The sequence below is a fragment of the Hungatella sp. genome (genome assembly GCF_046966825.1).
Genome location: NZ_JBKVCZ010000008.1, coordinates 1 through 24,204 on the forward strand (window position 1 = coordinate 1; position 24,204 = coordinate 24,204).

Consider the following 24,204-nt stretch of genomic DNA (forward strand, 5'->3'; position numbering starts at 1 on the left):
GGGTTGCCATCAGAAGCAACTCGGCTAGTTTACCATTGTTTTTACAATCTGTCAACAGATTTCAACAAATTTTTCCAGTTTTTTTATTTTCCGCGTTTTACCGCCGTTTCCAGCCCGTCAGCCGGTGCATTTACCAGTGTCTCACAGCGCAAATATGGCAGTCCGGACCAAAAGCGCGGGACTGTGATCCGGGAATCCGGTCATCTGCATCCGGTGCGCTTTTGCTCCGGCTCTCTGCCCTTATCTATCGCGGGCGACGAACGATCAATGCGTCTCACCGGCACTGACACGGTCTGCCACTTTTTCGTCTACGATTGCTTCAATCGCATATTCAATCGATTTTTCGATTGCTTCAAGGGTCATGGATGGCGTTCCCGCCGCCTTGTCAATTACCTGGCCGCTGGCGTATGGTACGTGAATAAAGCCTGCGCGGATATTGGGATAGCGCTTCGCACACATATAAAGAACATTGTACATCACTGCATTGCAGACATAGGTTCCTGCTGTATAGGAAATCGAGCAGGGCAGACCATGCTCCCGGACATTCTGCATCATGGCCTTGACCGGCAGAGACGCAAAGTAAGCGTTCTCTCCGTCAGACTGAAGCAGCTCGTCCACCGGCTGCTCTCCCTGGTTGTCCGGAATTCTCGCATCTGCAAAGTTAATAGCCACCTTCTCAATGGTGACGCTGGCTCTTCCACCTGCCTGGCCTACGTTCAGTACCACGTCAGGCTGGTGCTGCCTGATTCCCTCTTCCACGGACGGGCCGCATTTAGAAAATACCGTGGGTATCTCCAGCTTGATAATCTCCGCACCATGTATGGTGTCCGGAAGAAGCTTGACCGCCTCATACGCCGGATTTACTTTTTCTCCCCCAAATGGGTCAAAACCTGTCACTAAAATCTTCATAATTTTATTCTCTCCATTTTTCTTAAGATATACAGAAACGGTTATGGGAATCACACTTCCCGGTCCTGTCTAAAAAAATACAGGTTCCGGTATGATAATTCTCCCCTGCTGAATCAGCTGGCGGTTGTCCGCAAAAAGGTTCGGTTCCCTCGCTACCAGATCAAAATGGCCGTTCGCCTCATGGGTTCCTCCCAGCGCGATATTTCTGCCCAGGCCGATATGGAACGTACCATAGGCGGACTCGTCCTCAATATAACACCGGCCCGCACACTGGGAATAGGAATTTAAACCGATCCCCAGCTCGCCCGCCACATAGATTCCGGAATCGTGATAGCCTTCCATATACTCCTTCAGCCGTTTGCCTGTGGGAGTCTCCTCAATCTCCACGATTCGTCCCTCTTTGAAGACGACCCGGGTATCTTCCCTGGCCGCTCCGATATAACCCAGAGAGCCGTCGATCACCATCGTTCCATTGGTACCGCATTCCTCCACGGGAATATAGACCTCTATACTGGCCGAAGAAAATCCGCCTCCATCTGCAGTTACCCCATTAAAAAATCCGGGCATTCTTCCTCTCTTCATCAGGGTCAGGTCCGTTCCCGCATCCGTCTTGATCTGGATGCGGGACGAGGATTTTAAGTATTTCATGATTACTTCTGCCGTCAGCTTCGACTTCTTAACGTCCATTTTCAGGAAATCAAAGGTCAGCATGGATTGTCCGTTATTGGTGGAAAGAGGCAGAGAGAGAAACTTTGCCCGGCGCTTTATCACATTCCTGGCCGCCTTCGTCGTCACAAGGCTGTACTCCGTAGCCGCAAGCACCGCGTTGTAAGAATCAAAGATATCGGGATGCTGGTCAAAGAATACGCCCACATGCTGTCCCTGACGTTCTACCAGCAGAATGCTGACCGCGTGGGTGCGTTTTTCCGCCTGACGCTTTAAGACCTCCGCTTCGGCCATGTTCTTCTCCCCCGCCACGATCATGAGGCGGTCCCAGGGCTTCAGCTTCAGCCACCGGTTAATAATAATTTTTGCTCCCTCTTCCAGTTCCATGTGCTCTACGTTCCATTTCTCTATGTTCTGATTTTTAGTGCAGCGCGATCATATAGATAATCTGAACGACAATCATAATGAGCGCTACGACGATCTGATTCTTGATTACGCCAAAACGGTTCTTCATATCCAGGATAGCTACTGGCACAATGTTGAAATTGGCCGCCATCGGTGTCAACAGCGTTCCGCAGAAACCGCAGGTTAAAGCTATCATGCCGATTACCACCGGATCCGCGCCATAGTTTAAGATACAGGGCGCTCCGATACCGATCGTCATAACCGTGATCGCTCCATAAGCATTGCCCATAATGGCCGTAAATAATACCATGCCGATGGCAAATACAATAATTCCTATGGTTACATTTCCCGGAGGGACGATACCTGAGACAATCTTTCCGATTACCTCACCTACGCCGGCGGCCGTGAACACGCCTCCCAGTGCGCCCAGCAGCTGCGGCAGCATACAGAGCGGTCCCATCATGGACAGGAAACGCTCGGAATCCTTGAGAAACGTAGAAGGGCGGTTGTCCCTCGAATAAGCCATTAACAGGATGATAGAGATGATAACGCCGACAGCGACCCCCACCAGAGCGCTGATCTTGGTCAGCAGCGCGAAGGCCAGAGACATCACACCCATGGTCAGAGCGGGAAGGAAAATCTTCATACCGATTTTCTCATACTGCTTCCTTGAGTACTCTTTTGTCGGAATCGTCTGTTTTCCAACTTTTACACGTTTGAAGATGGCCGGGATGATCATGATGATGACGAGAGTTCCCGAGACCCTGGTGGGCAGCCAGTGGCCGAGAGCACACACGATACCGAAGGCCGTCCAGAATACAAACGTCCCATAGCGGGCCGGATTCTCTTTGTCCAGTAAATTCTTAACGCCTGCGTAAATGGTAATCAGGCCGATGATGATATATACACACTCCAGCAGCTTACTGCTGAGTGAAATTGCTGAATCCATAAAAAATGACATGAGTGACTACCTCCTGGTTATGATTTTCCTTTTTCTGATCTGCCGGATTTTAAGTATTTCTGTCTGAGACGCTTGTCCTTCAGAGTGAAATAGATGCAGGCGACGACAAGCGCCGTCAAAGCCACGGGAATCTCCACCTTGGCCAGATCGATGAGCTCTACTTCATAACCCAGTCCCTTTAACGTACCCTGGACGAGAAGTCCGCCGGAACCGCCTACAAACAGGACCTGGAAGAAGAACCAGCTGATATTCTCCATAGCGGAAGCCATTCCCTTCGCCTCCTCTATGTAGTCCTCATCCGCAGGCTCGTCATCTTCGGAGATGGCGCCTTCCGCCATAGGCAGAAGTACCGGACGTATAAAGCCGGCAACACCGCCGAAGCCCACGTTAAACGCACCAAAAAAGGAACGCATGGCACCATAGATGCAGACCAGCTTTCCGACGGTCACATTCTTGAATTTACGGATAAAGTCCGCGGCCGCCTCACGAAGCCCGTTGCGCTCCAGCGTTCCGGTCACAAGTAAGATAATGATAAAAATAGCCATGCTTCTGTTTGATACAAAATTGCTTCCCAGGTTTTCCAGCAGTCCGCCTACTCCCAGTCCTCCGACGAGAGCCGTGGAAACAGCTGCCAGAAAGATGATCAGAATAGAATCCAGCTTTAATGCAAAGCCGACAATGACGATTACAATTCCGATAAGTTTCAGATACTCCATCATACTACCTCCTAAAAATAGTTTTCCCCACACGCAGCTTAAGCGCGCGATCGTTATCTTTCTATTATACAGTAGCAAAGGGGGTTTTTCAACCGGAATACCAGCGCCAGTCCACCGTCATTTCGAGATTCCCGCCGGTATTTCCCCCTCCTGAACGCTATCCGGAGCAGAAAAAACAGAAAAAAGATATCCACAGAATACGTTCTGAAAGAGCCTTAACTTCTCTCTCAGGAAATATTCTGTGGATATCTTTTACCTGCTGAAATCTCCCCGAAATGCGTGTGGGGGGGGCATTTTCATTTTCTCATCACCTCTGGCTGTTCTTCTCAAGCCGTATCATCAGACCTTTTTTGGCCTCTGTCGATGTGGAATACTCCGTCTTTTCGCCGGTAATATAGTAGATTGCATCATTCCAGGTCTCTGTGGTATATTCCTCGGCTGGAATCTCGTCAAGAGCGGCGCGGCATTGGAACCTGCGTTTCGTCCCGCGTAAATCGGATAAATACTGACAGCCCATTCTGGAACTTAACTGCTCCAGCAAATCAGTTCTGCCGCTTCCTTCCCGTATTTTTTCCATGGTTTCACGCTCCTATTCATTCGTTATTCCGGTGCATTTTGAGAAATGTGTTCGCATCATACATTTAATACTCCATATGGTTAATAATATTGTAATCAATGCAATATGTCAAGTGAGGGATTGCATTATTTGCCACATATATTTCATTGAATGCAATACTATGAAACTGGAAGGGGGTATTTTATGTATATCGACTTCAATTTTGCAAAACGCCTTTCTGAGCTGCGGACACAAAAAGGCGTATCCGCGCGGGACATGAGTCTGTCACTGGGCCAGAACCCCACATATATCCATAAAATAGAAAATGGGACCTCTCTCCCATCCATGATGGGGTTCTTTTATATATGTGAGTATTTAAACATCGAACCCTCCGACTTTTTTGCTGTGGAGAGACCCTGTCCTGCCAAACTAAAAGATATTATGGAAGATGCACAGCACTTGAATCGTGAACAGCTGGATCATCTTCATCTCCTGATAAAGGATCTGTTGAAGGCAGGACAAAAATAAGCCGCAAAAAAGAGCTTGACTGGTATCACCCGGTCAAACTCTTTTTTTTCTGTCCGTACTCCTCTTCTATTGTCAGCTAAATCATATGATTTCTTCTCAGCAATACTTCCGCCAGATCCAGATCCTCCGGCGTTGTCACCTTGATATTGGAATAGTCGCCGCGGATCAGCTTCACCTTCCGGTCCGTCATACTCTCCACGACCATGGCGTCGTCCGTCACTCCGGTCTGATACGCATCCGATGAAAGCAGCTTCGAGTAAGCGCCGAAGATCAGGCCATAATCGAAGGCCTGGGGCGTCTGAATCTGCCAGAGACGGCTTCTGTCGGGTGTCATGACGGCAAATTCGTCGTCATCGGACATTTTCACCGTGTCCTTCACCGGCATTCCCACCACGCAGGCGCCGTAACGGCCTGCCCCCTCTATAGCCGCGGAAATGATCTCCCCGGTGACACAGGGCCTTGCGCCGTCGTGAATCAAGACAATATCACAGTCTGTCACCGCCTTCAGCCCTTCAAACACGGAGTGATACCGCTCTCTGCCGCCCTCCGTAATCTGACTGACCTTTTGAAAACCGAATCTCTCCACAATCTCTTTTCTGCAGTACCCGGTCTCCCCCCGTCCGGTGACGAGAATAACCCGCTTTACCGGGCTGTCTTCAAATGCTTTTAACGCATAGTAAATGAGAGGCTTTCCCCCCAGTTCCAGATACTGCTTCTGAATATCGCTTTCCATGCGCGTTCCTTTTCCGGCAGCCAGAACGATGGCCGCCGTATTTCTGCATTCCCGCATCTCCACGTATCCCCCTCCTTCTTTCAGTCCCTGGTTCCGGCTCTATTCGCCGTTTAACGTTCTCCCAGCTTCAGGTTCGGCACTGCGTTTAAATCCCAGCCCGCCCTGGCGCCGCCCATGTATTCATAATAGGCAGCGACGCCAATCATGGCGGCGTTGTCCGTACAGTAAATGGGGGATGGATAATAGAAATCAATTCCCGCCTTGCTGCACGCCTTCTTCATCCCCTCACGAAGAGCGGAGTTGGATGCCACGCCTCCGGCGATCGCCACCTTCTGAAATCCGTATTCCTTCGCCGCCGCTATCGTATGGCTCACCAGCACGTCCACAACCGCGTTCTGGAACGAGGCCGCTAAATCAGGCACATTGATCTCCTCCCCCATCATCTTCGCATGGTTGATGTGATTCAACACGGCTGATTTGAGACCGCTGAAGCTGAAATCGTAGACGTTGGCCTCCACCTTTGCCCTCGGGAAACGGATGGCCTGCGGATTGCCCTCTTTCGCAGCCTTATCGATCTTCGGACCGCCCGGGTATCCCAGTCCCACAGCCCTGGCCACCTTGTCAAAGGCCTCTCCTGCCGCGTCGTCTCTCGTTCTGCCCAGGATCTCAAACTCACCGTAATCCTTCACTACAACGAGGTGCGTATGGCCGCCTGAGACAATCAGACACATAAAGGGCGGTTCCAGCTCCGGATGCTCAATAAAATTGGCAGAAACATGTCCCTCGATGTGATGGACTCCGACCAGCGGCTTCTTAGCCGCATAGGCGATGGCCTTTGCCTCGGCTACGCCCACCAAAAGCGCGCCTACCAGGCCTGGCCCGTAGGTCACGCCGACAGCGTCCATCTCCTCCAGTGTCATCCCCGCTTCAGAAAGAGCCGCTTCCACCACCTGGTTAATCTTTTCAATATGTTTTCTCGACGCAATCTCGGGCACCACGCCGCCATAGATGGTGTGGAGTGCGATCTGGGAGGAGATGATGTTGGACAGCACTTCCCGGCCGTTCTTCACCACCGCCGCCGCGGTCTCATCACAGGAGCTCTCAATCGCCAGTATATAGACATCTTCCTCAGTATGATTCTTTTTCATTTCATTTGCCTCATCAATCTTCATCAAATTCGTAGCGATTCAGCCGTGCATCTTCATGTTTTCGAAAAGCACGAAAACATGAAGCCCGGGCGTTCCGCCCTATGTCAGTATGTACAAAAAAGCGCTTATACAAGCGAGCTTGTAACACACTTTTCCGTACATACTGCCGCACGGCTGAATCGTTACTCAAATTCCAGTTCCACGGTCCATGCGTCCTTCGCCGCCTTTGCCCGTGGAAAGATCTCTCTTACCTTGTCCATAAACTCCTCAGGCCTCGTCAGGGAAGGACTGTAATGGGTCAACCACAGCTGCTTCGGATTCGCTTCCTTCGCCAGCCTGGCCGCCTCGTAAAAGGTCATGTGCTTGTATTCCCTGGCCTTGGCCTCCTTGCCGTCCTCGCCGTACATGCCCTCACAGATAAAGAGGTCCGCATCCTTCGCATATTCGGCAATCACCGGCACCGGTCTCGTATCGGTACAGTACGTAACCTTTAAGCCTCTCCGCGTCGGGCCCAGAACCATGTCCGGTGTAAATACCTTTCCGTCCTCTTCCATGGTCTCTCCCCGCTGCAGACGGCTCCAGAATTTCTGAGGGATCTCATACTCTTTCGCCCGTTCCACATCGAAACGACCCGTTCTCGGAATGGAAATGGAATATCCGTAGCAGACCACGTTGTGATTCACACGATACGCATCAATCACGTAGGGACCCATCTTAAGCTGTTCTCTCGGCTCACTCAGCTCGATGAATTTCAGTTCAAAGGGCAGTTCCGGTGCGATCACACGAAGCGCCGTCACCACCCGCTCCAGCCCCCTGGGGCCGATCATGGTCAGGGGTTCTGTCCGTTCCGCGTTTCCCATGGTTAAAAGAAGTCCCGGCAGACCGCTGATGTGGTCCGCGTGGTAATGAGTAAAGCAGATGACGTCAATCGGCTTGGGGCTCCATCCCTTTTCCTTCAGAGCAATCTGCGTTCCCTCGCCGCAATCGATTAAAAGGCTGCTTCCATCACAGCGCGCCATCATGGAAGTCAGCCACCGATACGGCAGAGGCATCATACCTCCCGTGCCCAGCAAACATATATCTAACATAGACAGATCCTCGTTTCTTTCATTATTTATTTCAGTCCATCTTTCGGATCACGAATCCAAAAGGACACAGCAACTGCGCTGCCGCCTAACCGAAATCATAACACAGGTTGGCATAAATAATCAAGAGTCTTTGTCTGGCCGGGCTTCACTCATTTTTCCTTCATCATAATGTATTCCGTTATTCCCTCTCTGTAAAGGCCGGGAATCTCCCCCACCTGCCGATAGCCATTTTTTTCGTAAAAACGCTTCGCTTCCGGATTGAAATCTGCAACAACTAAAAATAGTCTGTGAGCATCGGCACAAACTACATTTTCCAGGTAATCTATTAACTTTCTGCCAATCCCCTGGCCTCTGTATTCCTCGTTCACAGCAATGAGGTGTAAGTAAGGGAAACTGTGAAAACACCCCTTTGGTATGTAATAAAAAAAACCTGCACACCGGTCTTTGATCAGAGCGATATACAGATTACCCTGCTCTAACCCTTCTAATACGGCGCTCTCACCGCTCCCCTCGCTGGCAAAATACCGTTTCCCCAATTCCGAGTTCAAGAGTGCTTCTTCGCAGTCTTTCCGATACTGCATGGTTCCTTTTTCAATTTTAATATCCATCATCCTCCCCCTCTAATCTCATGGCCCAGATACCGGACCGCGCCGGGAAAACTTCGTTTATCCTGTCTTCCAACGCCTCCGGTATACAGCCCCATGGCTTCCGTGCAGTCCGGAGAGGGGTATGAACAGGAGCGCAGATGATTTCTTTTTTCCTGTCTGTCCCCCGCTCCGGACTGCACGGAAGCCATGGAGCGTTACCGTTCTTACCTATTCACAGAAATTCCTTCTGCTCCTCCACGTCCACCGGAAGCTTAAACTCACTGATTACTGCGTCATAACACGGTTCACATAAATCAAAATGGTGAATCTCCCCATCCTTTTCCGAAAAAAAATCCCACGCATGATTAATGCTTAAAACACCTTCCCTCACGATTCCATCCACTACAATCAATTTCTTGCCGCAGCAGTTGCATACAACTGCCTCCAGCTGGCCGCCGCTTGTGTACTTTCTCATCCTACTCTCACCTTTCTTTTTCGCACTTTCCGGATTTCTCCAGTTCGCCGCTGTCTGATTTTGCAGATGCGAAAAGGAGCATCCTTACCGGATACCCCTACATTATAAACGGTGCCATGGTGAAATTTTAGTGGTAAATGTTTGAAATCTCACGGTTCCACATGATCACGGCATCTTCCTTTGGGTCCCTGTAGTAATCACTGCGGATGCACTCCTCTTTAAAACCATAGGATTTATATAGGCTTCTGGCCGGTGTGTTGCCTTCTCTCACTTCCAGGGCGATGGCTGTCACCCCATTTTTTCTGGAATTTTCGACCACGCCTTCCATCAGTTTCTTCCCATACCCGAGACCCCTTAAAGGCGGACGTACGCCGATCCGGAGAAGTTCCGCCTCGCCTGCAATGGTGCGGAACACACAGTATCCGGAAGCCTCTCCCTCCTCTTCCAGAATCAGCCATGTATCCAGTCCCGTACGGAGGGAATCCAGAATCATCTCCGGCGTCCACTGATCGCTGAAACACTGCGTCTCCATCTCAGCAACACAGTCCATATCCGTCTCCGGAATCATTTCTCTAAGCATACAGCCGCTCTCCTTTATTCTCGCTCCAGGGTTGTTACAGGAAATTATGTGGCGCAGTGCCAGCTTCCCGTTCCCGCTCAGCCTGAGGCTTTCTCAAGTAATCCGGCGCGTGTTCTTCGGCCGTCTCGATTCGCCCTTCTTCGTAATAGATACAGCCCAGAGCCGCCACAGCCGCGGCCCTCTGCCTGTTGACATGCGCCGGCGCAAATGAAAACGGGACGGTCATGCGTTCCGCGATCCGCTCTCTGTAAACGGGAACTCCGTCTCCCAGGAACACCACCCTGGTTTCCATGTTGTTTAATTCATCCACCAGTTCATCGATGTCCATGGCGCACTGCTCCCTGACAGCCGTAAATCCCTCCCGGTTGTCATAGATACCGGTGTAGACCTGGTTTCTTCTGGCGTCCATGATCGGGCAGACCAGGCCGCCGTAGCCGTACATACCGTACGCCATACCGTCTACCGTCGGGATATGGATAAGCGGCTTCTTAAGCGCCAGCCCAAGCCCCTTCCCTGTGGCAGAACCGATACGGAGACCGGTAAACGATCCCGGTCCGCCGGACACTGCAATCGCGTCTACGGTTTCTAAATCCAGCTCCACCATGCGGACAATCTCATCCAGCATGGGTAAAAGCGTCTGGGAATGGGTCTTCTTAAAATTCACCGTATATTCCGCTGTCACCACGCCGTCCGTCACTACGGCCACCGATGCCACCAGCGACGAGCTCTCTATCCCTAATATCCTCATTCCAGTCCCTCCACAGTAATCCTTCTGTAATCAAATCCTTTTCCCAAATCCTTTTCGATCTTCACCGTAATCACATCCTCCGGCAGAATTTCCTCAATCAGGCCGCCCCATTCCACCAGGCTGACGCCGTCTCCGTAGAAACAGTCCTCATAGCCGATCTCGTCCATCTCACTGACATCACCGATCCGGTAAACATCAAAATGGTAAAACGGCATCCTGCCGTCGTCATACTGCTTGACGATGGTAAAGGTCGGGCTGTCCACAGGTCCTTCCACACCGAGACCGTCGGCAAATCCCTGCGTAAATACAGTCTTTCCAACTCCCAAATCTCCGTTTAAACAGTATACGGAAGACGGCTTCGCCGCCTCTCCCAGCCGTCTGCCAAGGGCATACGTCTCTTCCGGTGTCCATGTCTCTGTTACCATTTATTCTTTCCTCCATACCATTTTACCGGCCCTGCTGACTCTTATATCTTCTTTCTCCGCTCCGCCGGCAGGCTCTCCCGGAACAGTTCCGACAGCGCCTCTCTCTTCTCGCCGGTAATCGAATCCGGGAGCAGATACGCGTGTACCTTGTCCATGTATACAATCATCATGCCTCTGATCCGCTCCACCCGTCCGATGTTCTCCCAGATGAGCTCCAGACGCTCCGTTCCCTGAGTCACTACGACGCCTTCCCTGCTGAAGGAAAGGTTCATCGGATTCTGGATAACCGGACTCTTAGACTGCCTGGCCGCCTTCAGATACAGGAGAAACGGCTGCCACACAGTGAACATCAGCGCGCAGATAACAAGCAGCGCCCGGTACATCGCTGTGTTGGACCCCCAGGTGGTAACCAGCAGAAAGATGGCCGCCAGGCTGAAAATCACATTGAATATGCCCAGCATACCTTTGTTGGAGTGGTACAGGGAGAATTTCCATAAGTCCTTAGCAGTCAGCTTCACCGTAAATGCCACCGGGTCTGTCTGTACCATTGGCTCCTGTTCCATCGTTTCCTGCTCCACCGGCTCCTGCTCCATCGGCTCACGCTCCATTGGTTCCCGCTCCATTGGTTCCTGTTCCATACGCACCTCCTATAATTTCATCGTCAGCGCGATACGTTTTTTGGCCACGTCCACACTGATCACCTTGACTTCCACGATATCCCCGACACTGACCGCCTCCAGCGGATGCTTGATAAATTTTTCCGACATCTGCGAAATGTGGACCAGTCCATCCTGATGGACTCCGATATCCACAAATGCGCCGAAATCGATGACATTTCTCACCGTGCCCTTTAACACCATGCCCGGCTGTAAATCCTTCATATCCAGCACATCCGTGCGCAGGATCGGCTTCGGCATCTCATCTCGCGGGTCACGGCCCGGTTTTTCCAGTTCTTTTACGATATCCTGAAGGGTAATCTCTCCGATTCCCAGTTCCTCGGCCAGCTTTTTATAGCCTGTGACCTTCTTGCCGATTCCCTTGATCCCGCCGTGAGCCAGCTCGGCCACGTCGTAGCCCAGCCTGTCCAGCAGCTTTTCGGCCGCCTCGTAGCTCTCCGGATGCACGCTGGTACCGTCGAGAGGATTCCTGCCTCCCTGGATTCTCATGAAGCCCGCGCACTGCTCGTACGCCTTCGGCCCCAGCTTCGCCACCTTTAGCAGCTGGTTTCTGGAGGTAAAGGCCCCGTTTTCTTCCCGGTACGTCACAATATTCTTCGCAATCGTCTTCGTGATTCCGGAGATGTATTCCAGCAGCGAGGCCGAGGCGGTGTTTAAATCCACACCAACCCGGTTTACGGCGGTCTCAACGACTCCCGTCAGCGCTTCGCTCAAATGCTTCTGATTCATATCATGCTGGTACTGGCCCACCCCGATGGACTTGGGATCGATCTTCACCAGCTCCGACAGCGGATCCTGAAGCCGTCTCGCGATGGAGACCGCACTCCTCTGTCCCACGTCAAACTGCGGAAACTCCTCTGTGGCCAGCTTGCTGGCTGAGTATACGGAAGCGCCTGCCTCATTGACGATAATATACTGAACCGGCTGCTGCAGTTCCTTTAACAGTTCCACAATAATCTGTTCCGACTCCCTGGAAGCCGTTCCATTTCCCACGGAAATCAGGGAAACGTTGTATTTTTTAATCATCTTCTTTAAGATGACCTTTGCTTCCTCAACCTTGTTCTGGGGCGCAGTTGGATAGATGACCACGGTATCCAGCACCTTTCCGGTCTCGTCCACCACGGCCAGCTTGCATCCGGTACGGAACGCCGGGTCCCATCCCATGACGACGCGGCCCACAATTGGAGGCTGCATCAGAAGCTGCTCCAGATTCTTTCCGAACACCCTGATGGCGCCGTCCTCCGCCTTCTCCGTTAAGTCGTTTCTGATCTCCCGCTCAATCGCAGGGGCGATCAGACGGTCATAGCTGTCCGCCACCACTTCCCGTAAAACGGGCGTAGTATGAGGATTGTCCTTTACGATCACTTTCTTTTCCAGAAAGCGGATGATCTGTTCCACAGGAGCCAGCACCTTTACGGTCAGAAACTTCTCTTTTTCCCCACGGTTCAGGGCCAGAATCCGGTGGCCCGCCGTCTTCTTGATGGTCTCCTCGTACTGATAGTACATCTCATAGACCGACTCCGCCTTCTCATCCTTTGCCACAGACTGGAGGCTGCCCTGGCTCATCGTCGCGTTTCGGATATACGTCCGGTATTCCGCATTGTCGGAGATCCGCTCCGCGAGAATATCCTTGGCTCCTTCCACGGCTTCCTCCGCCGTGGCAACGCCTTTCTCCCCGGAGATATAATCCCTGGCCGCATCGAGAACAGAGCCTTTCATCTGCTGAAGCAGGATTAAATCTGCCAGCGGTTCCAGCCCTTTTTCCTTTGCGATAGTCGCCCTCGTCCTTCGCTTCGGGCGGTACGGACGGTATAAATCCTCTACCGCCACCAGTGTGGCCGCCGCCAGAATCTGCTGTTCCAGTTCCGGTGTCAGCTTCTCCTGCTCGCGGATCGAAGAAATCACCTGCTCCTTCTTCTCTTCCAGATTGCGCAGATAGCGCAGTCTCTCATCCAGATTCCTCAAGACCTCGTCATTTAATGATCCGGTCGCTTCTTTTCTGTATCTGGCAATAAACGGGATCGTGTTGCCCTCGTCAATCAGTTTGACAGCCGCTTCCACCTGTCCGCGGCCGATTCCAAGTTCTTCCTGTAGTGCCCTGATAATGTCCATGTTTTTCCCCTTATTTCGAGAACATGCCTGAAACGAATTTTCAAACATGATCTGATACTTGTTTCAATTAAACTATTATAATTCATAAGATACGGTTATGCAAGACAGGATTTAACGGACCTTCCCTCCTACTGGACATGCGGCCATTTTCGTGCTACAATCATACAATAGCATTCAGAAGAGGTACTTATACAATGGAAGATAATAACAATAAAAACAACGGCCTGCTTCCGAATATGCCGTCACCGGGAACTCTCTGGGCCTCCTGGTCGGTATTTCTGGGCGGCCTGGGCCTTATAGGCAACTGCATGTGCGGTCCCATCTGGGGCCTTCCGGCAGGACTGACTCTCGGCCTTCTGGGAATTGCCTGTGCCGTGGCGTCCAAAAAGGGAAAGCCGTTTACACAGCAGGCGCAGCTTGGGCTGATCCTGTCGATTCTGGCGGCGGTCTGCGGTCTGCTCATGACATTCTTTATCATTATCGTTTACGATGTTATGGGGACTGACACCATGGCCGGCAAATATTTCCGTGATTTGATGGAAGCGCTGCAGAATCCGGCTGCGCTGTTTCCAACTCAATAATCTCAGCAGATTTACAGAAAAAAGAGCTCCTGGAAATTGGAAAGATAATATCCAATTCCCAGGAGCTCTTTTCATATGCTCCAGCACATCTTATTTCAGCAGCGGCAGCAAATCCACTCCGCGGAACACCAGCATGTAATTCTTGTAAAACCAGTTTCCCACCACAATACCCGCGCCGATCATGATAAAGAGATTATACCGCCTGATATGCAGCCCCGGACGGTGAAAGACGCGGGACGCGCCCCAGGATACCAGCTCCAGCAGAACGACGACAGCCCCGTAAAGCACGAGAGGATGGTACTGAAAGCTCATGCGCAGATCGCCGTAGAGAAGTTTCCTCACGGCTCTCGTCCCTCCGCATCCCGGGCAGTACAGCCCGGTCAGGGAATGGAAGGCGCAGGGCATTCCGATGCCCAGCAGTTTTTTTATAAAGCCAAAGACCTCATGAATCATTTTCGTCTCTGCCCTGATCAGTCTGCTAAATCAAACGCGTCATGGACGGTTCTCATGGCCCGGTTCACGTCTTCTTCCGCGATGAGTACGGTAATTCTGATCTCTGACGTTGCAATCATCTTGATATTGACATTGGCGCTGTAGAGAGACTCAAACATCTTGGCGGCCACGCCCGGATTACTGGTCATTCCCGCGCCGATGATGGAGATCTTCGCCACGCCTTCCTCGCAGGCAATAGTCTGAGCCGTAAGGACCTCCCGGTTTTCATTCAGCAGCGTCATGGCCTCCTGCAGATCCGTTCTCGCCACGGTAAAGGAGATATCCTTTCTCTCTTCCCGGCCGATGGACTGGATGATGATATCCACGTTAATGTGGTGTCTCGCCAGCAGGTTGAATATTTTAAAAGCGATACCCGGTTCATTCTTCACTCCGATCACGGAGATACGGGCCACATTCTTATCCGCGGCCACACCGCTAACCAGCATTCTTTCCACTTTTGTTTCCTCCTTGATGATAGTACCTTCCGCCCTCGTAAGGCTCGATAAGACCACTAACTGAACTCCGTACCGCTTCGCCATCTCGACGGAACGGTTATGTAATACCTTGGCTCCCAGAGAGGCAAATTCCAGCATCTCGTCGTAGGATACCTCGGAAAGCTTTCTCGCATTGGGTACGATTCTCGGATCCGCTGTGTATACACCATCCACATCGGTGTAAATCTCGCAGGCGTCTGCATGGAGAGCCGCCGCAAGCGCCACCGCGGTAGTATCGGAACCGCCGCGTCCCAGAGTCGTTATGTCATCGTACTTGTTGATTCCCTGAAAACCGGTGATGATTACGATCTTTCTGGCATCCAGTTCATGGCGGATGCGCTCGGTATCGATCCGTTTTAACTTGGCCATGCCGTAGGCCGATGTGGTGTGCATGGCAACCTGTGCCGCGTTTAAGGACACGGCAGGCACGCCCAGCGCGCTCATGGCCATGGACATCAGCGCGACGCTGGTCTGTTCTCCGGTGGCCAGAAGCATATCCATCTCCCTCCTGGGGGGATTGGGATTGATCTCACGAGCCTTTGCAATTAAGCCATCCGTCGTCTTTCCCATAGCCGATAAGACGACCACGACCTCATTTCCTTTTTCATAATCCTCGATGCAGCGTCTTGCCACATTGTATATTCTGTCTTTATCCGCGACGGAACTTCCGCCGAATTTCTTTACGATTAACATGGATGCGGTCCTTTCTAAAAACTTTATACTTCCGCTCTGATCCGCTGTCTGATTCCGGACAGCTCCTTCGCCTTCTTCTCATACTCCGCTTCCGTCATGACATCAGTCACCACAGCGAATTCGTCCATATGATCCAGCTCGATCACTGTGACATCTCCGAATACCTTCTGAACCTCTGCCAGACGCTCCCCGGCAATCCCCTTGATCCGGATGAAGAACCGGCAGGAAGACGTCTCAATCGGGGCGATGGCAAGCCGGCTGTCATCCCAGCCCATCTCCACATGGCGGTTTCTGTTCTGAACAGCTTCGATGATATCAGCGATCACTGCGCTGGCTGTCGGAAGCATTCCCGCGCCGCTGCCATAGAACATGGAGGTTCCAAGCATATTGCCCTTCACCAGAATTCCGTTGAACACATCGCTCACAGAGTAGAGCGGATGGTCCTTGCCAATCATGACCGGCGCAACCCAGGCGTGAATCTCCCCATCCTTTATGCGGCTGGAGCCAAACAGCTTCACCGAGGTTCCCAGCTTCTCGGCATACTTAAAGTCCACGTCTGAGATCGAGGTGATGCCCTCCGTATGAATGTCTTCATAATCAACCTCATGGCCGGTCGCCATGGCGGTGAGAATCGCGATCTTTCTGCAGGTGTCGTGGCCTTCCACGTCGGCTTCCGGGTTTCTCTCGGCATAGCCTAAGTCCTGAGCCTCTTTTAAAGCGGATTCAAAGGTCTCTCCCTCTTTATCCATCTTCGTTAAAATATAGTTTGTCGTACCGTTTAAAATACCGGTAATCTCCTCGATCTCCTCCCCCGCAAGAGAGGTGTACAGCGGACGGATAATCGGAATACCGCCGCCCACGCTGGCTTCGAAAAAGAAGTTGACATTTTTCTCTCCGGCAATTCTTAAGAGCTCTGTCCCGTGTGCTGCAACCAGCGCCTTGTTGGAAGTGGCCACGTGCTTTCCTGCCTCTAAGCAGGCCTTCACGAAGGGATAGGCCGGATTCAGTCCGCCCATGGTCTCGATTACCATGGTAACCTCAGGATCATTCTCAATGACCGAAAAATCATGAACAATCTTATTCTCTACCGGTGTTCCCGGAAATTCTCTCAAATCGAGTACATATTTTACATTGACGGTATCGCCGGTTCTCTTTGTGATGGTTTCGCGATTCTTTTCCAAGATCTCTACCACACCGGAACCGATTGTGCCGTAGCCCATAACTGCAACATGAATCATAATTATCACTCCCTGGCTAATATTTTTACGTAGTGAACTCCGTGTTTCTCTTCCATGTCCTCTACCATCCTGGATACATTGCCCGTGCTTTCCAGGACTTCCACGCTTAAGGTCAGCGTAGCCACCCCATTTACCGGAATACTCTGATGGATCGTCAGGATATTGGCATGGTACACTGCCACAATATGCAGCAAATCGGATAATAATCCCGGCTCATCGTCCATCTGCATCACGAGTGTGATGGTCTTTCCCTTCGCGTTATCATAGAACGGAAAGATATCATCCTTGTACTTATAAAAAGAACTGCGGCTGATTCCCACACGATCAGTCGCCTCCTGAACGGTTATGACTCGCTCTGATTCCAAAAGCTTCTTAGCCTCGACCACCTTCAGTAATACTTCCGGCACGGCCTTCTGCTTCACCACGAAATATTTGCTCTTTTCTTCCATAAAAAAATATCTTCCCTTCTGTGTCCGCAATAGAAATACATCTGTGCTCATAGGGAAGATATTATCATATTTATTCAGGGTATGCAACTATTTTTTATAAAAATTTTAGAAATGGCAACGAAAGGGAATCCCTTTGTTCTATCGCAGCCTGCTACAGGGTATTGGTCCCCGTGCTGTCGTTTGCCTTCGCTCCAGTGCCGATCCAGCGCAGGTAAGCGTAGATAAACAGATCCAGCGCTCCGTCCAGCACGCTGTTCACGTTGCCAGTCTCGGCATTGGTCCGGTGATCCTTTACCATGGTGTATGGCTGCAGGACATAGGAACGAATCTGGTTGCCCCAGCCGATCTCCGTCACGTCGCCGCGGATATCGGACAGCTTCTCCGCATTCTCCTGCTGTTTTAACAGATACAGCTTTGCCTTCAGCATCTGCATGGCCTTGTCCTTGTTCTGGAACTGGGACCGTTCATTCTGGCACTGCACCACGATTCCGGTGGGAATGTGGGTAATACGGATAGCGGATGAGGTCTTGTTGATATGCTGGCCGCCCGCGCCGCTGGAACGGTACGTGTCGATCCTCAAGTCCTCTTCGTTGATATCCACATCCAGGTCCTCTTCGATATCCGGCATCACATCGCAGGATACAAAGGAGGTCTGACGCTTACCGGCCGCGTTGAACGGGGAGATCCGGACAAGCCTGTGAACGCCCTTCTCCGACTTTAAATATCCGAAGGCATTCTCTCCGTTGACCTGGATCGTGACCGACTTGATTCCAGCCTCTTCACCGTCCAGATAATCCAGTACTTCCACGGAATATCCCTTCTTCTCAGCCCAGCGGTTGTACATGCGGTAAAGCATGCTGCACCAGTCACAGGACTCGGTACCGCCGGCGCCGGCATTCAGCCTTAAAATGGCGTTATCGCTGTCATATTCGCCGGACAGGAGCGTGTTGATCCTCATCTCCTCCAGCTTATCCTTAAATTCCTTTAACATCTCTTCCACTTCGGGAACCACAGACGGGTCGTTCTCTTCATTGCCCATCTCGATCATCACGCCGATGTCCTCAAACTGCTGCTCCAGGTCTTTATAGCCATTTACAGTATCTTTTAAGTTCTTCGCCAGCTGTACGATCTTCGTGGACTTTTCCGGATCTTCCCAGAAGCCCGGTTCCTCCATGGATTTGTCAAGCTCATCAATCCTCTTTAACTTATTATCTAAGTCAAAGTGAATCCCTCACTTCCACTAATGGTTTTTCAAACGTAGATAATTCATATTTGTACTGGTCTAACTCTACCACTGTGTCACCCACTTTCTTATAATTAATTTTATTTAAAAAGGGTCCAACCTGTATCCTTTCGTCGGTTGAACCCTCTTCATTCAAAAGAATAATACAGACGCCTATATCACCTTGCGGCCGCAGCACTGTTTATATTTCTTACCGGAACCACATGGACACGGATCGTTTGGATAAATCTTGGTTTCGTTTCTCTTAACCGGTGCCTTGGCGGCGCTGTCGTCCTTGTTGGTCCCTGTTACCTTGGCCGCAGGCTCTCTCTCCACCTTCTGCTCGACACGGATATGCATTAAGATTCTCACGGTATCTTCGCGGATAGCTGCCGTCATCTCATCGAACATCTGATAGCCGCTCATCTTATACTCTACCAGCGGATCTCTCTGGCCGTAAGCCTGTAAACCGATGCCCTGGCGCAGCTGGTCCATATCGTCGATATGGGACATCCACTTGTTGTCGATGACCTTTAATAAGATGACACGCTCGATCTCACGGATCTGCTCCGCATCCGGGAACTCCGCTTCCTTCGTCTCGTAAAGCTTGATGGCTTCCTCTTTCAGCATATGCTTCAGTTCGTTCTTCTTGATCTTCTTATCTTCCGGAAGAACAACCGGCTTGATCGGAACGATCGGAAGAAGAAGCGTGTTCAGCTCGCCTAAATCCCATTCTTCCGGCATCTGCTCGTCAGTAATGGACAAATCGACCGCGTTCTCCACGATATCGGTTACCATCTTTAAGATTACGTCACGCATGTTGTCGCCATCCAGTACTTTCCGGCGCTCCGCGTAAATGACCTCACGCTGTTCGTTCATAACCTCGTCATACTTTAACAGGTTCTCACGAATACCGTAGTTGTTGGTCTCTATCTTCATCTGTGCCTTCTCGATGGCGTTGGAAAGCATCTTGTGCTCGATCTGCTCGCCTTCCGGAACGCCCAGTGCATTGAACATGCTCATCAGACGCTCGGAACCGAAAAGTCTCATTAAATCGTCTTCCAGGGAGATATAGAATCTGGACTCACCCGGGTCTCCCTGACGTCCGGAACGTCCGCGCAGCTGGTTATCGATACGGCGTGACTCATGACGCTCTGTACCGATGATCTTTAAACCGCCGCAGGCCTTGGCTTCATCGTCAAGCTTAATATCGGTACCACGGCCGGCCATGTTGGTGGCGATGGTAACAGCCTTGTGCACACCGGCGTCGGCTACGATCTCGGCCTCCAGCTCATGATACTTCGCATTCAGCACCTTGTGCGGAACGCCGCGGCGCTTTAACATGCCGCTCAACATCTCGGAGGTCTCGATGGTGATCGTACCTACCAGCACAGGCTGGCCTTTCTTATAAGCTTCTTCTACAGAATCGCAGACAGCTTTGAATTTTTCTTTTTTCGTCTTGTAAACCGCGTCTTCCATATCAATACGGGCGATCGGCCTGTTTGTCGGAATCTCGATCGCATCCATACCGTACGTATTACGGAATTCTTTTTCCTCCGTAAGAGCAGTACCGGTCATACCGGATTTCTTCGCATATTTATTAAAGAAGTTCTGGAACGTGATGGTCGCAAGCGTCTTGCTCTCTCTTCTGACGTTTACATGCTCCTTCGCCTCAATGGCCTGATGCAGACCGTCGGAATACCGTCTGCCCGGCATGATACGTCCGGTAAACTCATCAACGATCAGTACTTCGTCATCCTTTACCACATAATCCTTGTCACGGAACATCAGATAGTTGGCACGAAGAGCCAGAATGATGTTGTGCTGGATCTCCAGGTTCTCAGGGTCGGATAAGTTCTCCAGATGGAAGAACTGCTCCACCTTGGCCACGCCCTGCTCAGTCAAGTTTACAACCTTGTCCTTCTCATCAACGACGAAATCTCCGGTCTCCTCGATCTCCTCGCCCATGATGGCCGCCATCTTGGAGAATTCTCCGGATGCCTCACCGCGCTCTAACTGACGGGCCAGAATATCACAGACCTCGTAAAGCTTCGTGGACTTTCCGCTCTGTCCGGAAATGATAAGCGGTGTTCTTGCCTCATCGATCAATACAGAGTCCACCTCATCGATGATTGCGTAATCAAGTTCTCTCAATACCATCTGTTCTTTATAGATGGCCATATTATCTCTCAAGTAGTCAAATCCAAGCTCGTTGTTCGTAACATAGGTAATATCACAGTTATAGGCTTCACGTCTCTCATCCGAAGTCATGGAGTTTAACACCACGCCTACCTTCAGTCCAAGGAATTCATGAACTCGTCCCATCCACTCCGCATCACGCTTTGCCAGGTAGTCGTTGACCGTAACGATCTGTACTCCTTTTCCGGCCAGTGCGTTTAAATAAGCCGGACAGGTAGATACGAGGGTCTTACCTTCACCTGTTCTCATCTCGGCAATACGTCCCTGATGGAGAACGATGCCGCCGATTAACTGTACACGGAAGTGTTCCATATCCAGGACTCGTCTTGCTGCCTCTCGAACCGTTGCATATGCCTCCGGCAAAATATCGTCGAGGGTCTCACCTGCTGCCAGCCTTTCTTTAAAAAGCCGTGTGTTGTCCCTCAGCTCCTCATCCGTCAGTGCGATCATCTTCGGACGGAGTGCCTCTATCTTATCTACAATCGGATTGATTAACTTTAATTCTCTTTCACTATGAGTTCCAAATACCTTTTGAACGAGGTTCATGATTCATTCTCCTACTCTTCTTACTAAATAAACACAGTATAATCCTGTATATTGTAGCACTAACTCATTTTTAATTCAATGAATTCATAAAAAATTAACATTCTGCTAATAGTTCGGACATTCTTACACCCGGTTGGGGCGTCTGACCGGCACCACAATTCGACAAAATCAATGTATATTATGGTAAACCTGGCAAGTTGCACAAAAAATCTGTTCGATTTTCTACTTATCCACATTATCCACATCTTTCTGTGCACATTTCCCCCATTTTTATCCCCACCCACAAACCCAATATTTAGGGCAAAAACGACTTATACACCGAGTTATCCACATTATCCACATCTTTTCGCCGGAAATCCCCTTTTTCCACCAGACACGTTTTTCCCTTTCAATTTTTGTATACTTGTCATAAACTTACTTATTTCGACAAAAAATACAATTTTTCCCTTGACTTTTTTGTACCCCAATATATAGTTTCTCAATATTTTGGGCATTTATAAGTAGAAACATTTTACAAAAAATTTAGATTAATTGTCTTGATATTTTCGTAACATAATTGAATTTTTCAAATAAATATGGTATACTGATAACATCTCAAGAAAAAGGAGCTGAAGACTTATGCGTTTTACAATTACAGGAAGAAATATTGAGGTAACACAGGGGTTGCGCGAAGCAGTCGAGGACAAGCTTGGTAAACTGGACCGTTTCTTTGCACCCGCGACAGAAGCTGTAGTAAGACTCAGCGTACAGAAAGATATTCAGAAAATCGAAGTAACAATTCCGGTGAAAGGACATATAATCAGAGCAGAAGAATCAAGCAGTGATATGTACGTATCCATCGATCTCGTAGAAGAGATCCTGGAACGCCAGTTGAAAAAATATAAAAACAAGCTGATTGATAAGAAACAATCCGCACCTTCCTTCTCAGAAGCCTTCTTACAGGAAGACGCTTCCGCAGAAGAAGAAATCCAGATTGTAAAGTCCAAGAAATTTGCAGTAAAACCCATGGATCCTGAAGAAGCCTGCGTACAGATGGAGCTTCTCGGACACAACTTCTACGTATTCTTAAATGCGGATACCGAGGAAGTAAACGTGGTTTATAAGAGAAAAGGCGGAACATACGGTCTCATTGAACCGGAGTTCTGATCGAAGATAGGTTTTAAGTAAGCATAAGGGTTCCGGATATCCGGAACCCTTATTTTTTTCGGTATGGCCTGTGCTCTGACCTGCGCTTCTATATTTCCTCAAAGCTGGCGAAGCCGCCGTTATGGGTCTTCTTCGCCTGGTATAATGCCTCGTCGGCTGCCTTGAACAGTTCCGTGTAACGCCCTCCCCTGCGGGCTGTCACTGCGCCGGCCGACAGTGTGATGGCAGGCATGTTCCGCTTCCCGGCCTCTTTGGCAATCGATGCGTTGATGTCCTCCATAATGGTTCTGGCCACATCGTAATTATCCGTATTGGATACGAAGATGGCAAACTCGTCCCCGTGCAGCCTCGACGCAAGGTCCACGGTCCTGATTCGTCCGATGATCATCTGCGCGGACAGCCTGATCACCTCGTCCCCGACGCTGTGACCGTAATTGTCATTGACACGTTTGAAGTGGTCGCCGTCAATCATGATCAGAATTCCGCTGTCCTTCTCATCCATGGTATCCAGCTGCTCTCCCACCTCTGTCTGGAATGACTTGAAATTCATCAGGCCGGTCAGATCATCGACCGCGGCCGCCTTCTGTGCGGCCGACAATGCCAGCTCCAGCCGTTTCTGTATCTGCCCCATCTTTACGTAAGCCGCACGCAGCTCCTGATTTCTCAGTTCTCTTCCCACGCTGCCCAGAACGTAAATTAAGATGAGTTCCATCACCAGAAACGGTACCAGCCAGGTGCCGACGGTGGCCTTCAGCATGGTCACTTCCGGTACGAGAACCATCATGCCGCAGTCCGCTGTCTGATGATTATAGAGGTAGTACCGGTTTCCATCCATGGTGACCGGCTTCGCGGACCCGCTCATATCACCGGAGGTCTTGCCCCATTCGCTGAGTCTTTGGCGAAACTCCAGAAATGCAGCGGCCGACTCCCGTTTTTCTTCTGCTTTGGCGATTTCTTCGGACTTGGCCGTGTCTTCTGCCCCAACAGCGTCTTCTGTGCTGTCTGTGTCCTCTGCCCTGGCCGTTTCGGCGCCGCTATCCATTTTCAGAGCATCCAGCTCCGCCTGTGCGTCTTCCAGATTCTGCGCCGCCTCTTCCAGCGAAATCTGTAAGTTTCCTCCCAGATAACCGGGTACCGTGCTGCCTACCACGGTGCCTGCGCCGTCATAGATCAGGATCTGTTCCTGCTGGAACTGCTCCATGGAGGAGACCAGATTCTGAATGTCCTCCATCTTGATGTCATAGGCGAAGACCGTTTCCCCATCGGCCTGCAGCTGGGAAATGGTCGTCAGGATATAGTGGTTGGCGTAGCTCATGTAAGGCGGTGTGAAGACGATCTCCCCTTTGCCCGCCACAGCGTCCTGATACCATGGCCGTTCTGTTACCACATAACCGGAATCTTCATAGACGGAATAGGGCGTGTCCCAGCTGTATAAGTACTGCCCCTTGTAATACATGTAAAGTCCGTCATACGTCTCCCCCACGATATTGAGGAGAGAGGCATCCATCCCTTTTAAATAGGCGCGCACGGAGTCCGGATCCGGCTCATGTTCGATTTCACGTGCCATCATGTGTGCAAAAAGCTGGAAGGAGCGTTCATACGTCTCCATGATTCCTCCAAACTGTACCTCCGTCTCGGCTGCCTGATCAAACAGCTTCTGATTCACCGCCGCTTTTTCTCTCACGGCCAGAAATGCAATGGATATGAGGTTGACCATTAAAAACACCACCACAAAAACAATCTTCCGCCTCCATAACGGCTGTTTTCCCCGCTGCATATGTAATATCCCCCCTGTTATTTTTCCATTAAAACGCACCAATGCGCCTGAAT

At 50.6% G+C, this 24,204-nt stretch carries 25 protein-coding genes; 3 read left to right on the forward strand and 22 right to left on the reverse strand.

The annotated features are described in order from the left end of the window. Positions 1 to 264: 264 nt before the first annotated feature. From pcp to ACLTD4_RS04080, 5 genes are all read right to left on the reverse strand, one after another. Positions 265 to 909, reverse strand: a complete 645-nt coding sequence (pcp, locus tag ACLTD4_RS04060; protein ID WP_055655014.1) for a pyroglutamyl-peptidase I — start codon at positions 907 to 909, stop codon at positions 265 to 267. Between the two features lie 69 nt (positions 910 to 978). Next, a complete protein-coding gene (locus ACLTD4_RS04065; protein ID WP_055655013.1) occupies positions 979 to 1,962 on the reverse strand; it encodes an aminopeptidase in 984 nt (327 codons plus the stop codon). A gap of 34 nt (positions 1,963 to 1,996) precedes the next feature. Further along, positions 1,997 to 2,941, reverse strand: coding sequence for a DUF979 domain-containing protein (locus ACLTD4_RS04070; protein WP_055655011.1), 945 nt, complete (start codon positions 2,939 to 2,941; stop codon positions 1,997 to 1,999). 17 nt (positions 2,942 to 2,958) lie between these two features. Continuing rightward, positions 2,959 to 3,660: a 5-oxoproline transporter, DUF969 family subunit gene (locus tag ACLTD4_RS04075; RefSeq protein WP_198292943.1), complete on the reverse strand. Its 702-nt coding sequence runs from the start codon at positions 3,658 to 3,660 to the stop codon at positions 2,959 to 2,961. Between the two features lie 304 nt (positions 3,661 to 3,964). Continuing rightward, a complete protein-coding gene (locus ACLTD4_RS04080; protein ID WP_002601508.1) occupies positions 3,965 to 4,234 on the reverse strand; it encodes a hypothetical protein in 270 nt (89 codons plus the stop codon). Between the two features lie 183 nt (positions 4,235 to 4,417). On the opposite strand from ACLTD4_RS04080, the gene ACLTD4_RS04085 reads away from it, so the two are divergent. Next, on the forward strand, positions 4,418 to 4,741 hold the full coding sequence (locus tag ACLTD4_RS04085; RefSeq protein ID WP_002601509.1) for a helix-turn-helix domain-containing protein: 324 nt from the start codon (positions 4,418 to 4,420) through the stop codon (positions 4,739 to 4,741). A gap of 76 nt (positions 4,742 to 4,817) precedes the next feature. On the opposite strand, the gene ispD is transcribed toward ACLTD4_RS04085, so the two are convergent. The 10 genes from ispD to ACLTD4_RS04135 form a co-directional block, all read right to left on the reverse strand. Beyond that, positions 4,818 to 5,531 (reverse strand): 2-C-methyl-D-erythritol 4-phosphate cytidylyltransferase, encoded by a 714-nt coding sequence (ispD, locus tag ACLTD4_RS04090; RefSeq protein WP_055655082.1) that lies wholly within the window; start codon positions 5,529 to 5,531, stop codon positions 4,818 to 4,820. Between the two features lie 53 nt (positions 5,532 to 5,584). Continuing rightward, positions 5,585 to 6,622: a tRNA (adenosine(37)-N6)-threonylcarbamoyltransferase complex transferase subunit TsaD gene (tsaD, locus tag ACLTD4_RS04095; RefSeq protein ID WP_117634516.1), complete on the reverse strand. Its 1,038-nt coding sequence runs from the start codon at positions 6,620 to 6,622 to the stop codon at positions 5,585 to 5,587. Between the two features lie 182 nt (positions 6,623 to 6,804). After that, entirely contained in the window at positions 6,805 to 7,710 is a 906-nt protein-coding gene (locus tag ACLTD4_RS04100; RefSeq protein ID WP_002601512.1) for a ribonuclease Z, read from the reverse strand. A gap of 149 nt (positions 7,711 to 7,859) precedes the next feature. Further along, positions 7,860 to 8,321 carry a GNAT family N-acetyltransferase gene (locus ACLTD4_RS04105; protein ID WP_243008343.1) on the reverse strand — a complete coding sequence of 154 codons (462 nt, stop codon included), beginning with the start codon at positions 8,319 to 8,321 and terminating at the stop codon, positions 7,860 to 7,862. 208 nt (positions 8,322 to 8,529) lie between these two features. Further along, positions 8,530 to 8,772 carry a hypothetical protein gene (locus tag ACLTD4_RS04110; protein ID WP_002601514.1) on the reverse strand — a complete coding sequence of 81 codons (243 nt, stop codon included), beginning with the start codon at positions 8,770 to 8,772 and terminating at the stop codon, positions 8,530 to 8,532. 127 nt (positions 8,773 to 8,899) lie between these two features. Further along, positions 8,900 to 9,352: a ribosomal protein S18-alanine N-acetyltransferase gene (gene rimI, locus ACLTD4_RS04115; protein ID WP_412331141.1), complete on the reverse strand. Its 453-nt coding sequence runs from the start codon at positions 9,350 to 9,352 to the stop codon at positions 8,900 to 8,902. Between the two features lie 34 nt (positions 9,353 to 9,386). Beyond that, positions 9,387 to 10,100 carry a tRNA (adenosine(37)-N6)-threonylcarbamoyltransferase complex dimerization subunit type 1 TsaB gene (tsaB, locus tag ACLTD4_RS04120; protein WP_110325010.1) on the reverse strand — a complete coding sequence of 238 codons (714 nt, stop codon included), beginning with the start codon at positions 10,098 to 10,100 and terminating at the stop codon, positions 9,387 to 9,389. Then, positions 10,097 to 10,525 carry a tRNA (adenosine(37)-N6)-threonylcarbamoyltransferase complex ATPase subunit type 1 TsaE gene (gene tsaE, locus ACLTD4_RS04125; RefSeq protein ID WP_055654998.1) on the reverse strand — a complete coding sequence of 143 codons (429 nt, stop codon included), beginning with the start codon at positions 10,523 to 10,525 and terminating at the stop codon, positions 10,097 to 10,099. The genes tsaB and tsaE overlap by 4 nt, the downstream gene beginning before the upstream one ends. Positions 10,526 to 10,566: 41 nt before the next feature. Beyond that, positions 10,567 to 11,163 carry a YcxB family protein gene (locus ACLTD4_RS04130; RefSeq protein ID WP_412331142.1) on the reverse strand — a complete coding sequence of 199 codons (597 nt, stop codon included), beginning with the start codon at positions 11,161 to 11,163 and terminating at the stop codon, positions 10,567 to 10,569. 9 nt (positions 11,164 to 11,172) lie between these two features. After that, complete coding sequence (locus ACLTD4_RS04135) at positions 11,173 to 13,314, reverse strand: Tex family protein (RefSeq protein WP_321006581.1); 2,142 nt, start codon at positions 13,312 to 13,314, stop codon at positions 11,173 to 11,175. Between the two features lie 194 nt (positions 13,315 to 13,508). Between ACLTD4_RS04135 and ACLTD4_RS04140 the strand changes: the two genes are divergently transcribed. After that, positions 13,509 to 13,895, forward strand: coding sequence for a hypothetical protein (locus ACLTD4_RS04140; RefSeq protein ID WP_002601520.1), 387 nt, complete (start codon positions 13,509 to 13,511; stop codon positions 13,893 to 13,895). A gap of 90 nt (positions 13,896 to 13,985) precedes the next feature. Here ACLTD4_RS04140 and ACLTD4_RS04145 read toward each other — a convergent pair whose 3' ends face one another. From ACLTD4_RS04145 to secA, 6 genes are all read right to left on the reverse strand, one after another. Continuing rightward, positions 13,986 to 14,348 (reverse strand): DUF2752 domain-containing protein, encoded by a 363-nt coding sequence (locus ACLTD4_RS04145; protein ID WP_321006580.1) that lies wholly within the window; start codon positions 14,346 to 14,348, stop codon positions 13,986 to 13,988. Between the two features lie 17 nt (positions 14,349 to 14,365). Further along, a complete protein-coding gene (locus ACLTD4_RS04150) occupies positions 14,366 to 15,574 on the reverse strand; it encodes an aspartate kinase (RefSeq protein ID WP_321006579.1) in 1,209 nt (402 codons plus the stop codon). A gap of 23 nt (positions 15,575 to 15,597) precedes the next feature. After that, on the reverse strand, positions 15,598 to 16,812 hold the full coding sequence (locus ACLTD4_RS04155; protein ID WP_321006578.1) for a homoserine dehydrogenase: 1,215 nt from the start codon (positions 16,810 to 16,812) through the stop codon (positions 15,598 to 15,600). Positions 16,813 to 16,817: 5 nt separating this feature from the next. Then, positions 16,818 to 17,261, reverse strand: coding sequence for an ACT domain-containing protein (locus tag ACLTD4_RS04160; RefSeq protein ID WP_002601524.1), 444 nt, complete (start codon positions 17,259 to 17,261; stop codon positions 16,818 to 16,820). 151 nt (positions 17,262 to 17,412) lie between these two features. Then, positions 17,413 to 18,556 (reverse strand): peptide chain release factor 2 gene (prfB, locus tag ACLTD4_RS04165; RefSeq protein WP_148549618.1). Its coding sequence is split into 2 segments (ribosomal slippage): positions 17,413 to 18,480 and positions 18,482 to 18,556, totalling 1,143 coding nucleotides; the frame shifts between segments, so codons are not numbered across the junction. A 101-nt stretch (positions 18,557 to 18,657) separates the two neighbouring features. Continuing rightward, positions 18,658 to 21,228 (reverse strand): preprotein translocase subunit SecA, encoded by a 2,571-nt coding sequence (secA, locus tag ACLTD4_RS04170; protein ID WP_055654986.1) that lies wholly within the window; start codon positions 21,226 to 21,228, stop codon positions 18,658 to 18,660. Positions 21,229 to 21,846: 618 nt separating this feature from the next. Between secA and hpf the strand changes: the two genes are divergently transcribed. Then, a complete protein-coding gene (gene hpf / locus ACLTD4_RS04175) occupies positions 21,847 to 22,374 on the forward strand; it encodes a ribosome hibernation-promoting factor, HPF/YfiA family (RefSeq protein WP_002601527.1) in 528 nt (175 codons plus the stop codon). Positions 22,375 to 22,462: 88 nt separating this feature from the next. Here hpf and ACLTD4_RS04180 read toward each other — a convergent pair whose 3' ends face one another. Then, positions 22,463 to 24,151: a sensor domain-containing diguanylate cyclase gene (locus ACLTD4_RS04180; protein WP_412331143.1), complete on the reverse strand. Its 1,689-nt coding sequence runs from the start codon at positions 24,149 to 24,151 to the stop codon at positions 22,463 to 22,465. Positions 24,152 to 24,204: the final 53 nt, after the last annotated feature.